Here is a 13,237-nt window from a genome sequence, read left to right on the forward strand (position 1 = left end):
TCTATTAATCTTCTGTTAAGGTTCATCTTGTTATTGTCTTATTAACAGCATTTGTTTGCTTGTTTTATTAACAAGTAAAGCTATTGGGGGACTCCCTTTAGCCCTCAATAAAGACATTTAAATATATAGAAGAGTAGAAGTCGCTATGAATAATTCTCAATTCCACATCATCGCACAACGTATTTTTAAGTCAGAAAATCAACGTGTTGCAGTAGCAGCTGTTGTTTTTGATGGCCTATCAAGCTATGAGGCTGAAAAACGTTACGAACTTCCTAAAGGCACATTATCGCGTAACGTGCGCAAATATAAAAATGAAGTAAAGTACATTGAATCTGTAACAGCAGCTTAATCTAAATTATAAAATAATAAGCTTTCCCATGCATATAACTGTATAGATAAAAAAACAAACGAAAGCTTAATACCGGTGCGTATAAAAAAAGGAGAGTTGATACTCTCCTTTTTTATTGTCTACTGGTTATTTTCCCGATCTAAATCTGACAGTGAGAATAAAGAAAATAACCGCAATAATGAATAATCCCATCAATGTTGGGCTACCTATTGCCATTAATGTCCCCCATGGGTGATCACTCATTAATATATTAATTGACAGATTGTTGACTTGACTTATCCAATCACCAATGGCACTTGAATTAAAAACAATAGATCCCATTATTTTAATAAGTAAGATAATCACAAATATTGTAATTAAGGGATGCTCATTAAATTGAGAAATAAAGAATATAATACAAGCGACAGGCAATAACGCTAAACTCATGGCTGCCATTGTCGATATAAATTCGCCATAATGCTGCCCCAATGCCACAAGATTAACTGAATAGTCCGTTAATAAACTTTGTGGAAGAAACCATTGTCCGACACACCAAACAGTAAGATCAGCAAACAACAATAGGAAAGAAGTAATAATCGGTATAATCACTAAGGCAAAAATAAGTTTTACAGCTATCGCTTTAGCATCCGATACTGGCATTGAATGCCAAAACGCTAAACTGCCCTCTTTTCTCTCTTTCGACAGTGTTCTTGCTGTATAGGTGAAAAAGCTCACTAATGTCACCAACCCTGCCAGCATGAAATTAATTAGCCCGGCAATACCCGCAAAAGAATCGCTATGAGTAAAATTTGGCGACCAATTTTCTAACCCTGATGATTGCACATTAAATGAGAAGTTCTGGCTATTACTCATAATTAATATGATGCAAATAATCGAAAAAGCAGCAAGAAACAGTGGTAAGCGAGTGACAAGCTTATGCTCAAGCAATTCTTTAGTTAACAATGCTTTTATTGGGTTCATAAAGCCTCCTGTTGCTTGGCAATAAATATATCAGCAAGACTTGGCTTAGTAACTGTACCTAACATTGCTAATTCAGTTGGTGAAATATTTTCAAACAATAAACGGTGTTGGCCTAAACCTACTTTACAACTAATCGGTTTTAACTTTTTCGCTTGATCAATATGTTGATCATCAACCGAAAGGATATTAAAACGCTCAGATAAATCGCTAAGTTGTCCTTGTAAAACAGTTCGCCCTTTTTTCAACACCAACACATTTGTCAGCATATGAGCTATTTCATCAACTTCATGACTTGCAATAATCAACGCTCTTTCGCCCGCATGAAACCATTCCATTAAATAACGATAGAAGGTTTCACGGTACATTAAATCAAGGCCTAGCGTAGGCTCATCAAGAATTAAAACATTCACATCTGTCGCCATCACAAGTGCAAGATGCAACTGTACTTTCATCCCTTTAGATAGCGCAGCAATTTTACTTTTTAATGAAATATTGGTTTGAGCTAAGTATGCTGTCATCTTCTGTTGATCATAGCGAGGATGCACACCTTGTACATATTTCATCACTTGCTTAACAGTCATCCATTCAGGTAATACTGCAACATCCGATATATAGCCAAGACGCTCTACAATTTTTTCCCGTTGTTTTTGTGGCTCTAGACCAAAAATAGTTAATTCACCACTATGGTTATGCATCCCCAGCATTGCTTTAATTAATGTCGACTTTCCTGCGCCATTATGCCCAAGTAAGCCTAAGACTTGTCCCGATTTTAACTCAAAATTAACATCACTTAATACTTCATTATTTTGGTACGCTTTACTGATGTGTTGGGCTGAGATAAATGTTAGATCTACAAAACTTTTATTCACGTCCGCTTCCTTTGGAAATACCTAATAACGGTTATTTATTGGCTTGCTTATAGTAAGAGTAACGAGAAGTTCGGCAATGAATCAACTGTTGATAAAAGAATGGCTTTGCATCGTTTGATTTTTATAATGAAAATCGACAAAATTTGAACGTCTTTGTATTTAGATGAAATATATGAAGATAAAAGTTAATCGTACTCAGCCTAGCAATAAAAGATCTCATTTATGCAAACGGATAAATAAGAAACGCCTTTATGAAGGTAAATAGCATTATAAATTTATTCTTCTCACGATTATTTAGCTAATGTCGAATTATCATTTCATTAAAAGAAACATCGTGGAAAATTGGACTATCAAGTAATATAGATAGGCTAATAGAAGGCATGAACAAGCGTACACAGAGCATTGAATAAGCATACGCTCTGCATACGACAGCAATTCGGAGTAATAAAGCAATCTATTATGAATGCGATATATAATTTACATATAAAAGACGATACAAACCTTGTTGTATATTCTATATATAATTATCATTCTTTTTATAAATCAATAAACTGCTTGTTACTGTTTAATCTTCATATTCATCATCTAACAGCTCATAAGGAGAAACATCATCTTTTTCCATCATGGCTAATATTTCAATCATACGCGTTTGGCGTGATTCTTGTTTAAATTCATGCAGAACAGCAATAAGGTTGTTTATTTTTTGGAGTGGTATTCTTTTAATCACTGCTTTTTGACGACCTGGGACTTCATCGGCAAAATCAATCAAAATTTGGCGGTAGTCGACACGTGTTTCTTTAACAACGCCCGTCTCTTCTACACTCTTTAACATTGCACTCAGCGCTTTTTCTGCAGCTGCGAAACTATCCATTAATTACCTCGAGGACACAAATTCGCTACGGTAAAAGTACCGTATCATTTATTCGTAAAATTACTAATACCAAGCTTGATTTTGCATTAGTTTCTACATATTTAGTCTTAATGATATTAACCTCCCAACAAAGGATCGTGGGATGATAACTGTAAACACTAATGAGTTGTTCACCAAGTAGGTCTTATGCTTTAATTATAATTGAAATTTACAATTTCGTATAACAGGGAGTGTTACTTAGACAGATATTACTCTCTGTTTTGATGATTGTGAATACATAATTAAGTAAAAATTTAATTCATAACTTAGAACACACTGGCCACTAATAGAATTGTACAAAAAAAAAGGGCACAATAATGACTCGTCATTCATATTTATAACCAGAATCACATATTGATTATTGTCACTATCATGATGTTTCAATTGAGATTTGTCTAGATAGACTGGTCGATAGCTAAAATCTAACTTTTACAACGACAAAAAGCCACAACTATTAAGGTTTATAAAATAATAGACTATAGTTAGCGCCATATCATCTTTGTTATAGGTTTTACTGTGCGTAAACATCAACAAACACTAACAGCGCTTTGCTTAGGTACACTTTTCTCTTTCTCTAGTTTTGGCTCTTATGCCTCTATTGCCACATCTGGTGGTTTTACAGCAACACAAAATTGCGAAGCCTTCCAATCCTTTCGTAAGCAAACGAACCCTGACGACACTCAACTTGTCGTCGGTAAACAATATCAAATAAAGGCACTCAATGAACGCGATTATCGCTGGGTTCATATACTTGTGCCAGATGCTAAACCTGCTGTTCGCTGGGTAAGTAAAGATTGCGGTACTGTGGATTTAAGCCAAAGCATCAGCGCCCCCGTCAAAAAGCATGACAACAAATATTCGAACTCTCGTAAAAGTTGCAGCACTGTGGGAGATTTTGATTCTTATGTCTTAGCACTTACTTGGCAGCCAGGTTTTTGTGAACACTTTCGCTATAAAGGTACAAAGCCTGAATGTAATGCAATTAACGATGGTAAGTTAAAAATCACCAACCTAACATTGCATGGCTTGTGGCCGAATAAAGCCAGTTGCGGAACCACCTATGGTTACTGTGATCGTTACGCTCGATTAGACCTTTCTCGTAATACCATAAACCAAATTGCACCGTGGATGCCTAACTTCTATTACCAAACAAAGTTTGGTGAATATGAGTGGAAGAAACATGGTACTTGTCAAACGCGTGATGCTAACGACTACTTCTTAACAGCAACAAAGCTGGTTGAAAAAGTAGACGCCTCTCCTATTGGCTTATTTATTAAAGACAATATAGGTCGTAACGTTTCTGTATCTAGTTTCAAGAAGAAACTCGTTGCCAGCTTTGGTAACAATGCCGTTGATCGTATCAGTCTATCTTGTACTCAGGGTAAATACCTCAATGAAGTACGCCTTAATTTAGGAAAAGATATCGATTTGAGTAAACCTATTGTTGATTTACTTAATGCTGGTCCAAAAGGCAGAGCGTTTTACGGAAACTGCCGTAAAATAATTTATATCGAAGATTCTGGTAAATAATATAAAAGGGATAAACATTGTTTATCCCTTACTCTTCACATGTATATTCTTATACAGTGTAAATGTCATTCAATATAATCATATATATGACTATTTATCTCCATTTACACTCCTCTCAATCTACTGTTAATTCTCTTATCTCGCGCGTTATAAAAAAATAAAATGCCACTTAAAAAGTTTAAATCGCTCGAATATTCTTAACCTGTGATAATGCACAGTGTTTATTTGAGTAAGTTCACTATCACCGCATACAAAAATATAACTAATTGATTAAAATAAATAAAACACTGTAACACACAGCGAAATGTAACGCGTTACATAGAATTGATTCTTTTTTTGTGATATAAACCCACTTGGATTTTTAGTGATTCGTGCTACCTTTCATCGCCTTTAGAGCAGCTAAGTCGGTGAGATGGTTGTGATATGTTCACTATAGAATATTCATTCATATTAATTATAAAAAATACCATCATACAAGCCGATAAATTAAGAACACTCACTAAATATGAATGTTCCTATTCACTTAATTATCTTGATGATTAAGTTTTATTTACAGGAAAAATTATGAATTCTACGAATGAAAATTTGCTTACAACTATTAACGATAGTCTGTTAGCAATCATTGGTTCAATCAATGGTGTACTGTGGGGACAGGTATTAGTGTATTTACTCGTAGGCGTGGGTATTTATTTCTCTATACGTTTAGGTTTTATACAAATCCGTCAATTCGGACATGCGATTAAGGTGCTTAGAAGTGGCCGTGAACTTGAAAATGGAATCAGTTCATACCAAGTATTTTGTACATCAATGGCGGCGCGTGTTGGTACCGGTAATATGGCAGGTATTGCAGTAGCCTTAAGCATTGGTGGACCTGGTGCTATTTTCTGGATGTGGGTTATAGCTTTATTTGGTATGGCAACCGCGTTTATTGAATCCACTCTTGCGCAAGTATACAAAGTAAAAGACGTTGATGGTCAATATCGTGGCGGCCCTGCTTATTATATGGAAAAGGGCTTAGGCAAGCGTTGGATGGGAACGCTATTTTCTATCTGCTTAATTATCGCGTTTGGCTTTGTATTTAACGCAGTTCAAGCAAATACGATTACAGATGCGCTTCACCACTCTTTTGGTTTTAATGAAACAACTCAAGGCATCGTACTCGTCATCTTTTCTGCTTTCTTTATTATGGGCGGTCTTCGCCGTGTTGCTTCAGCATCAGCTAAAATTGTTCCTGTGATGGCAATTGGTTACCTCGCTATTGCTGTTATCGTCGTAATAATGAATATCACAGAAATCCCTGCTGTTCTTTCTCTTATTGTGAAGAGTGCATTTGGCTGGCAAGAAGCGGCTGCAGGCGGTGTCGCATTTACAATTTCACAAGCAATGCAAACCGGTATTGCACGTGGTTTGTTCTCAAATGAAGCGGGTATGGGCTCGGCTGCTAATATCGCAGCAAGTGCAACACCAAACCCTAACCACCCTGCCTCACAAGGCTTTGTACAAATGCTAGGTGTATTTGTTGATACTATTGTTATCTGTACTGCATCTGCTGCGATGATCATGCTTTCTGGTGTGATGGATATGCCAAATGCGGGTCAAGGTATTAGCTTATTACAAACCGCACTGTCTAACGAATTAGGTAACTGGACAACATACTTTATTGCCGCAGCAATCTTGTTATTTTGTTTTTCATCAATTATTGCAAACTACTCATACGCTGAAACAAATATCATGTTCCTAAATGGTAATACCAAAAAAGGTCTGATGCTTTTCCGCTTGTGTGTACTAGGCATGGTGATGTTTGGCTCAGTCGCTTCGCTACCTGTGGTATGGAACTTAGCTGATGCATCCATGGGCTTAATGGCATTTGTTAATATCGTAGCGCTAATTTTCTTATCAAAATTAGCTATCCGCGTTATTAAAGATTACGAGCATCAGATAAAACAAGGAAAAACGCCTGAGTTTGACCGTTCTAAATTCCCAGAGCTTGAAGATCTTGACGGTGCATGGCACCCAGATACCATTGCGAAAGCGCGCCGTAAACACGGCAACCATTTCACTAAATAATCTATAAGCGTTTTTAAAAGCCAGTATTGATATTCAATACTGGCTTTTTTCTTTTCTAATCTCCGATATTACATCTTCAATTGTTGCGTAATTGCAGCAACCATTTCATCACTTGTTGGTGATAGACTTGATGGAAATACGCCGACTACTTGCCCTTGTTTATTTAATAAATACTTTTGGAAATTCCACCCAACCGACTTACCAGACTGTGCGATTAAATGTTTATAGAATGGATTGGCCTTACTTCCCTTAACACTTGTTTTTGTCATCATAGGAAACGTTACGCCATAATTGCTATAGCAGATATTAGCCGTTTGCTGATCGCTGCCTCTATCTTGCTTAAAGTCATTAGATGGAAAACCAATAACCACCAATCCACTTTCTTTATACCTTTTATATAATTCTTCCAGCTGTTTAAATTGAGGTGTAAAACCACATTGGCTAGCCGTATTCACCACTAATACCACTTTGCCAGTCAATTGCTGGCAAAAATCATAATACTCATCGCTATTGAGTTTCTTTAAAGGATGTTGATAGAGCGTTGGGCAACTTGAAGCATTCGCTGATGTTGTAACAAGAGAAGTAAAAAGGATCGAACTTATTAATAAAATAAGTCGTAAAATAAAACGATTATTACTAACCACTTGCATACTGTTTCCCTTCTATTTATCAATTAATTATTTAGCTAATTAGTCAACAATACGAAAAAGGGCTAAAGAAAGTTTATTTCTTTAGCCACTATTGAAGAGAATAAAACATTAGATATAACCGTTTTGAAATTTCCACGCCTCGCTCATCTTATCAATAACACAAGCAGGCAATGGTCGATGTGCTTTAGCTGGCTGCGTAGCAATATTTCGATAACCGCACCGTTTTAAGCGCAAATCAAACGCACGATCGATTTGCATTCCAGCACGAGCGAGATCCCAACGAAATACTCGGAGTGCTAAATATTCATGCTGCTCTAACTCACCTCCAAATGGGTATTTAAGCACTTTATTGTACGCCGTTTTTGCTAAATCGAAGTTCACTTGAATCATAAGTTCCTCCTTAGCTTTCAGCCATTAATATAAATTATCGGCTAACTTCAAGCTAAAACGTTACAGTGTCGCAAGCAAGCTTTTTCGCAATAGAAATGACAAGAAAGTGCAAATTTAGATAAATAATGTGATGTAAATCCGCTGATAATTGGTTGTTAATAGTAAATATGGCTAACAATCAAACAAAGCATAAAGAGATCTACCATCGATTTTGCTTTTCGGTAAGAAAGGCTTTTATCCGTAATTAAGCTGAATTATTATGCTTTATCGAACAATGCTAGGAACTCAATATGCAACAAATTAAAATCGCCGCTAATTCGCAGATTGCCGTTATTTTTAAGACTTGGTCATCTGAATGGGAATCGGAAGTGGAAGCAGATAAAAAAGATGCTGCGAACAAATTCCATACAGTTTATAACATTGCAGCTGAGTTGTTCGCAAAAGGCGGAGAAATTGAAATTTCTTTTATTTCTGCGCTATTTAATGATTGTAAGCAAAAGACTGAAATGGCAGAGCAAATGATCAGCAAGATCAAAGCTAGCCTAAAAGATGATCCAGAACGAGCTGAGAAATACATCGCTAAAGTTAATACCGCAGCGCAAGATGCTGCATTTTCGATGAACTACCTTGGCCAACTACTCTTAAAATCAGCTTAATGTCGCCACTTTCTAGAGCCCTTGACACAAGGGCTTTGTTGCATTTATTTGCTGCTATATTCAGCAATATTTAACTAATAAGCACTAAATAAGCCTTATACTGAGAATCCTCTTGTAAAGCCTCTTTCATGGGCATACATTACGCTATAATATACCTCTTACGAATTCCGTTAGTTTTATACTAACTCATCTCTATATTTCTTGCGTTTGTACTGTAACTAATGAAAAAGCACTCTCTTCGCTCTCTATGGTCTCGTTGGTTTTCTAATGCGGCAGATATACCTGACTCTATTCGCATTACCATTCCTATGGTGATGTCACTCGGCTTATTCTATTTTTTTGGTTTTACCGCTGCTGGAATATCAGGACTCATCACCGCTTGGCTACTCGGCACTCAAGCGCGCGATCTCCCCTATTTAAAGCGCTTACAAATCTTATTGATCTCAGTGCTTTTAACCGCTTTATCAACCTACCTAGCTTTTAGTGTCTTTGATAACTTATGGCTTAGCGCCATTACATTATGTAGCATTGCAATTGTATATGGCTTGATGTCTAACCAACGTCCGCATATTCGTTCGTTTGGTTATAATTTTGGTTTCACTTACATTATGTCCATTCATTTTGCGAGCACCGAAAATTCCTTTTTCATCATTCTGTTCGCGAACCTGTTTGCCGCAGGCAGTGTAATACTAACGTCACTGATCTTATGGCCTTTTTTCAAAGGACGTATTTTACAAAACCATATACACTCAGTGACGTTTACTCTTGCTGACTGGCTAAATACAGTCCGTTTAACCGATGATGAATCTGTTCTAGAAGAGAAACGACAGCAATTTTATTTATGCGCGCACAAAGTCGCTTACTACAGCAATTCAATTACTTCAGTTAAACGAACTGAACAAGTGCGTATGGATCTACAACGTTCACTTGAAGTCGCTGAATATGTAATTAGTCTTGAACGTATTTTAAGTTTCAATTTACAAGAAAATACACGCAGCCGTTTATCTAATTGGATTGAACAAGCCGCAAGAGAAATCAAGCACCACCAGCAAATTACAGCGATCTTTGATGTCAACGAGCATAAAAACAACCAATACATTGTCGATTTATTAGAACAACTTAAGCGCTGTTATAATTTCTCAACCTTTTCTACACTCGATTACAGTAAAAATATTTATCTTTTCACCTCAGATACGGTGTCCTTTTTACGTAATTTTAAGCATGCTTTACATCTTAAATCTAAAGAATGGCGACACGGTGGTAAAATAGCCATTACATTAGCGATTACGCAATTTTTAACGATTTTCTATCAAATCCCTCAAGGTTATTGGATTTCACTAACAGCCTTTATTGTATTACTCACCTCGTCAATAGGTGTAACTAACCACCGCATTTGGCATCGTTTTTATGGTACTGCATTAGGCGGTTTATATAGCTTTGTATGCTTATATTTTTTTCCAAATCAACACTTGATTATACTAACTAGCATCTCTGTCTTTTTTGCTTTTACCACATACCATAAAGAGCGCTATGACATTCACGTATTCTGGTTAACATCGATGATTGTATTCTCTATCAGCTTACTCTCACCGGATAATACCTATGTGACGTTTTATCGTATTATTGATACCTTATTTGGTGTAACCATTGCCTTTTCTATTAATTATTTTGTCGCGCCGAGTTGGACAATGCGTTGGTTAGATCTCTATATTGCACGCATGATACGCTCACAGATTTTGTATGTAACAGTACTCAATAAGCCACTGTTTGAGCAGAAACTAAACCTGTACAAAGCACAGGATAATTATTATGCCCTTAAAGCTGAGATATTTAATTTACTAAAAGAACCAAATCTTAGCCCTCGTACCTCTCAAGATTGGAAGAGTTTGTTGGTTATCTTACGCCGTTTAAGTGATTCACTTTTATTAGCAACCAAGCTTGGGCTTAATACTCCTGATGATAATAACTATACCCAGAAGTGGATTAAACAGCTTTCTGACATTGAAAAACGATTCCCACAACGATATGAGATAGATCAACCTATTGATATTGATACGGATAATTATGAACATTCGGCTGATATGCTATGTTCATTAATTGAAGAAGATATTAATCAATTAGAATTGTGGCTATGTTATCAACAAGCATTTCCATTAAAATAAGCTAGGTTTACAGTTCAGAAAAATCTACTTTCACTGTTTATTTTGAGAGTCATTCACCCTTCTAACACTGCCAGTCGCAACATTCACTGCTAAGTAATGTTGCTGACTGTTAGCATTATCAAGTTCTTCATAACTAAATAAATAGCAGGTTTGACAATCAAAAATCGGCTGGTTGTAATCAAGCTCTAAATTCGTCCCGTTTGCTTGATAATATTCACTATCTATTGCTAATCCTACGGCTTCTAATGCTTGTGCTTTATCCGTATATTTAGCTGCTGTCGTTATCTTTTCATTATAGGTTTTATCTGAATATTGAATGAGATACGTTTGATTATTAGATGTTAATAAAATATCTTTCCAACCGTTATTCGTATCATCACCTACCAACACAGGTTGTTGAATTTTTTCCCACTTTGCCATTATTTTATATTGGTCATCAAATAAATAGGCCTTACACTCATCTTTCTCACAATAACGTTCGCTCTGCATAAGCACAAAGGTTTCTTCTTTACCGTTATTATTTAAATCCGCTCGCCCATAGAGGTAATAAGGTAATTTCTGGTCAGTATTAGGTAAGGTTTTATCTGGGGGTAAGATCTGTTTTTCTATCGCGGAGGCTAACTTTTCTTCCATACTTTGTTGATGTACTTCTTGTTCCCTTAACGCAAACACAACAAGAGCAATTACAGTGATGACAATAGAATAAAATACAATGTGGCGGTGTCCCATAATGCCTTCCTATTGATAACAACACACTCGCTCCTATTAGTGTAAGTCTAATTCAGCATCCTTGCTTTTATTACTATATGCACAGTTGCAATAATCTATCCATTCAACTGTTTTTTCTCATCAATACGTTTACGGTGCCAGATAGAATAATGACGTAATCCTGCTGGGCCATGGGCAATAAAGACTGAAAGTAAAATCACTGTAATATAAATATGTGCTTGATGTGCAGGAAGCCAAATAATAGATAACAGCATGAATAATTTAACAAATGTTAAAATACCCTTAAGCTGAATGAGCCATAGTTTTGAACGATAAATTTCTAGCGACATCATGGTAACACCGCTCATCATGGCTAAAACCCACCAATTGATCCAAAGTGCTTTATCAACAGCGAACATAAAACCAGCACTAGATACTGCAACCCCTAAAATATGTAGTGCTCTGATGGTTGTTTTTGCTAAACGCTGGCACCAAAATCGCGTTTCAGAAATAGTGTAAGGCTGGCCTTTATTCGGGTGTGGTTTATGTGTTCCACGTTGATGCGTTGATTTTTTATCGGTCATAATCGTCGGTATTAAGCGAGTAGGCGCGCAAGCATAACTGATCTTCAGTTAACACTACATATTTGCAGGGCGGAATTCTTTCATTTCTCCACCAGCGACTAAATAACAGTCCATGCCTGCCGATTTAGCTGCTTGGCAACCTAATTCGGTATCTTCAAACACCACACAATCTTGTACTGCAATACCTAATTTTTGTGCCGCTAATAAGAACGTTTCAGGAAGCGGTTTATGCTGTGTAACATCATTGGCAGTGACAATAGCATCAAGATACGGCATTAAGCCTGCACTGGTTAAAATTTCTTCAGTGTGGCGACGCTGACATCCCGTCCCTATTGCAGTTGGAATACCTTTCGATTTTGCTTGTTTCAATACCTCGAAAGTCCCCGTTATCACCTCACCTTTATGTGTAATATCATCAAAGTGATGGAGTTTTGATTCAGCAAGATAAACAGGATCTACATCTAACTGATATTTTTCAATGAGAGCTTTTGCCGTATTTAAGGTTGGTGAACCGCCCATGGTATAAAACCAATCGTGATCAAAAGGAATATTGTGCGCTTCACACGTGAGTTGCCAAGCATAAATATGAGCTGGCATAGAGTCCACTAAGGTTCCATCCATATCAAAAATGACTGCTTTGTATTTACTAATATCCATTGATTAAATCCCTTCTCAATCGTTTATCGTTACTTTTTTGCGGCGTAACCTGTCATAAATAAATCAACACAGCTTTCAATATAAGCATCATTTTCTTGCTCTGTCATATCACAAGGTTGACCTAGTTGCGCTAAAAATACCATTCGACCATGCAACATTAATAATAACTGCATCGCTGCGTCAGAGGCTGAAATTGAAAAATTCAACACACCTTGTTGCTGTTGAACAGATAAGTATTGAGCCAACATTTCAATAGTCGTTTCAGGTCCGGCAGAAACAAACACTTTAGCCAGATCAGGATGCGATTCTAACTGACGAATCGCTGTTCTATAGGTCAAAATAGCTTCTTCTGTTCGTAAAATCGATTGAAAACGTTTAGCAAAATCACACAATACATCTCGCGGCCTTCTTCCATCATCCAATGGTAATTTATCCATCTGGCTTTCCATACATTTAGCACGAATACAAGTTTCAAACAGATCATCTTTAGTTTTGAAATGCGCATAAACCGTTTGTTTAGAAACATTCGCAGCTAATGCAATGCTATCCATAGAAATCGCATAACCATGTTGAGTAAAGAGCTCAGTAGCAGCATCTAATATTTGTTGTTTCTTTAATTGACTTCTTGCTGTTAGCAATTTTCCACCTACGAGCACATAAATGCTAATTATTTACATAAATACACACAATCAAACTAGACAGTCCAGTTTGAATGGTATACTTTTTAATCATATGGACTTGTCAG

General features: G+C 36.6%; 14 protein-coding genes. 5 read left to right on the forward strand and 9 right to left on the reverse strand.

What is annotated here, in order from left to right:
- Nucleotides 1-145: 145 nt before the first annotated feature.
- Entirely contained in the window at nt 146-349 is a 204-nt protein-coding gene (locus C9J46_RS00195; protein WP_005367479.1) for a hypothetical protein, read from the forward strand.
- Between the two features lie 126 nt (nt 350-475).
- On the opposite strand, the gene C9J46_RS00200 is transcribed toward C9J46_RS00195, so the two are convergent.
- The 3 genes from C9J46_RS00200 to C9J46_RS00210 form a co-directional block, all read right to left on the reverse strand.
- The gene (locus C9J46_RS00200) at nt 476-1,309 is read right to left on the reverse strand and encodes an ABC transporter (RefSeq protein WP_107205883.1); all 834 of its coding nucleotides are present in this window, start codon (nt 1,307-1,309) and stop codon (nt 476-478) included.
- Nucleotides 1,306-2,178: an ABC transporter ATP-binding protein gene (locus C9J46_RS00205; RefSeq protein WP_107290347.1), complete on the reverse strand. Its 873-nt coding sequence runs from the start codon at nt 2,176-2,178 to the stop codon at nt 1,306-1,308. The genes C9J46_RS00200 and C9J46_RS00205 overlap by 4 nt, the downstream gene beginning before the upstream one ends.
- A gap of 565 nt (nt 2,179-2,743) precedes the next feature.
- On the reverse strand, nt 2,744-3,049 hold the full coding sequence (locus tag C9J46_RS00210) for a hypothetical protein (protein WP_107205881.1): 306 nt from the start codon (nt 3,047-3,049) through the stop codon (nt 2,744-2,746).
- Nucleotides 3,050-3,604: 555 nt separating this feature from the next.
- On the opposite strand from C9J46_RS00210, the gene C9J46_RS00215 reads away from it, so the two are divergent.
- Together C9J46_RS00215 and C9J46_RS00220 are read left to right on the forward strand one after the other, a co-directional pair.
- On the forward strand, nt 3,605-4,618 hold the full coding sequence (locus C9J46_RS00215; RefSeq protein WP_107290348.1) for a ribonuclease T2: 1,014 nt from the start codon (nt 3,605-3,607) through the stop codon (nt 4,616-4,618).
- Nucleotides 4,619-5,182: 564 nt separating this feature from the next.
- Nucleotides 5,183-6,685, forward strand: coding sequence for a sodium:alanine symporter family protein (locus C9J46_RS00220; RefSeq protein WP_107261560.1), 1,503 nt, complete (start codon nt 5,183-5,185; stop codon nt 6,683-6,685).
- A 68-nt stretch (nt 6,686-6,753) separates the two neighbouring features.
- On the opposite strand, the gene C9J46_RS00225 is transcribed toward C9J46_RS00220, so the two are convergent.
- Nucleotides 6,754-7,335, reverse strand: a complete 582-nt coding sequence (locus tag C9J46_RS00225; protein WP_107290349.1) for a glutathione peroxidase — start codon at nt 7,333-7,335, stop codon at nt 6,754-6,756.
- A 108-nt stretch (nt 7,336-7,443) separates the two neighbouring features.
- The gene (locus C9J46_RS00230; protein WP_005367462.1) at nt 7,444-7,725 is read right to left on the reverse strand and encodes a hypothetical protein; all 282 of its coding nucleotides are present in this window, start codon (nt 7,723-7,725) and stop codon (nt 7,444-7,446) included.
- Nucleotides 7,726-8,015: 290 nt separating this feature from the next.
- Here C9J46_RS00230 and C9J46_RS00235 point away from each other — a divergent pair, with 290 nt between their 5' ends.
- Together C9J46_RS00235 and C9J46_RS00240 are read left to right on the forward strand one after the other, a co-directional pair.
- On the forward strand, nt 8,016-8,381 hold the full coding sequence (locus tag C9J46_RS00235) for a hypothetical protein (protein ID WP_107205877.1): 366 nt from the start codon (nt 8,016-8,018) through the stop codon (nt 8,379-8,381).
- Between the two features lie 221 nt (nt 8,382-8,602).
- Nucleotides 8,603-10,543 (forward strand): FUSC family protein, encoded by a 1,941-nt coding sequence (locus C9J46_RS00240; protein ID WP_107205876.1) that lies wholly within the window; start codon nt 8,603-8,605, stop codon nt 10,541-10,543.
- Between the two features lie 30 nt (nt 10,544-10,573).
- Here the strand turns inward: C9J46_RS00240 and C9J46_RS00245 are convergent, their stop codons facing one another.
- The 4 genes from C9J46_RS00245 to C9J46_RS00260 all read right to left on the reverse strand — a co-directional run bounded on the left by C9J46_RS00245 (nt 10,574) and on the right by C9J46_RS00260 (nt 13,130).
- Entirely contained in the window at nt 10,574-11,272 is a 699-nt protein-coding gene (locus C9J46_RS00245; RefSeq protein ID WP_107290350.1) for a hypothetical protein, read from the reverse strand.
- A gap of 95 nt (nt 11,273-11,367) precedes the next feature.
- The gene (locus tag C9J46_RS00250; protein ID WP_107290351.1) at nt 11,368-11,835 is read right to left on the reverse strand and encodes a hypothetical protein; all 468 of its coding nucleotides are present in this window, start codon (nt 11,833-11,835) and stop codon (nt 11,368-11,370) included.
- 54 nt (nt 11,836-11,889) lie between these two features.
- Nucleotides 11,890-12,492, reverse strand: a complete 603-nt coding sequence (locus tag C9J46_RS00255) for an HAD family phosphatase (protein ID WP_107245317.1) — start codon at nt 12,490-12,492, stop codon at nt 11,890-11,892.
- Nucleotides 12,493-12,521: 29 nt separating this feature from the next.
- Nucleotides 12,522-13,130 carry a TetR/AcrR family transcriptional regulator gene (locus tag C9J46_RS00260; protein WP_107290352.1) on the reverse strand — a complete coding sequence of 203 codons (609 nt, stop codon included), beginning with the start codon at nt 13,128-13,130 and terminating at the stop codon, nt 12,522-12,524.
- Nucleotides 13,131-13,237 lie beyond the last annotated feature (107 nt).

This window comes from Photobacterium sp. GB-36, from assembly GCF_003026135.1.
In the GTDB taxonomy this organism is placed as follows: domain Bacteria; phylum Pseudomonadota; class Gammaproteobacteria; order Enterobacterales; family Vibrionaceae; genus Photobacterium.

Excerpts from the sequence above, each read along its gene's own strand:
- C9J46_RS00195 (WP_005367479.1), top strand. The coding sequence starts at position 146 with ATGAATAATTCTCAATTCCACATCATCGCACAACGTATTTTTAAGTCA.
- C9J46_RS00200 (WP_107205883.1), bottom strand. The coding sequence starts at position 1,309 with ATGAACCCAATAAAAGCATTGTTAACTAAAGAATTGCTTGAGCATAAG.
- C9J46_RS00210 (WP_107205881.1), bottom strand. The coding sequence starts at position 3,049 with ATGGATAGTTTCGCAGCTGCAGAAAAAGCGCTGAGTGCAATGTTAAAG.
- C9J46_RS00220 (WP_107261560.1), top strand. The coding sequence starts at position 5,183 with ATGAATTCTACGAATGAAAATTTGCTTACAACTATTAACGATAGTCTG.
- C9J46_RS00225 (WP_107290349.1), bottom strand. The coding sequence starts at position 7,335 with ATGCAAGTGGTTAGTAATAATCGTTTTATTTTACGACTTATTTTATTA.
- C9J46_RS00230 (WP_005367462.1), bottom strand. The coding sequence starts at position 7,725 with ATGATTCAAGTGAACTTCGATTTAGCAAAAACGGCGTACAATAAAGTG.
- C9J46_RS00235 (WP_107205877.1), top strand. The coding sequence starts at position 8,016 with ATGCAACAAATTAAAATCGCCGCTAATTCGCAGATTGCCGTTATTTTT.
- C9J46_RS00240 (WP_107205876.1), top strand. The coding sequence starts at position 8,603 with ATGAAAAAGCACTCTCTTCGCTCTCTATGGTCTCGTTGGTTTTCTAAT.
- C9J46_RS00245 (WP_107290350.1), bottom strand. The coding sequence starts at position 11,272 with ATGGGACACCGCCACATTGTATTTTATTCTATTGTCATCACTGTAATT.
- C9J46_RS00250 (WP_107290351.1), bottom strand. The coding sequence starts at position 11,835 with ATGACCGATAAAAAATCAACGCATCAACGTGGAACACATAAACCACAC.
- C9J46_RS00255 (WP_107245317.1), bottom strand. The coding sequence starts at position 12,492 with ATGGATATTAGTAAATACAAAGCAGTCATTTTTGATATGGATGGAACC.